Annotated in this window: 1 protein-coding gene; it reads right to left on the bottom strand. The window is 41.2% G+C overall.

Annotated elements, in window-relative coordinates; translation table 11 throughout:
• A partial coding sequence (locus A3761_RS07740; RefSeq protein ID WP_156491727.1) for a hypothetical protein occupies positions 1-441 on the bottom strand: 441 nt, incomplete at its 3' end.
• Positions 442-483 lie beyond the last annotated feature (42 nt).

Below are 483 nucleotides of genomic sequence, written 5' to 3' on the forward strand. Positions count from 1 at the left end.
ATCAGCATTCTTTCTTGTTTCAATATACATTAAGCCGACACCCCACTTTGCACGAGTTTTAGCAATACGCTTTAAATATTGAATGATTGAGGCTAGTTGAAAATCCTTTTTAACAAGATTTTGGTGCTCAATAGCTAACACGTTAAATTCACCCTGCGGGGAAAGTACCATCCCAAAAGGTAAAAATTCACCACGTTCAAGCAAGTTCTTTTCCATGCGCATCCAACCCTGCACCATCATATATTTAAGCTGCGCGATCGCTTGCTCCTCAGTAACCTTACCCCGCCTCACTTGGTTAAGGTCAACAGCGCTCTCGGCAATTGGCGCCTCGACAAGATCTTCTGCTTTTATTTTTCTTTTGCCTTCTTCAGCTGATACTAAGGTGCTCGACACTGAGAACAGCAAACCAAGCAGTATCCAACCAAATTTCAACATCTTCATATAGAGACTCCAATCATTATTATAACGGTGAGATAAAACTGT

Source organism: Oleiphilus sp. HI0123 (genome assembly GCF_001635315.1).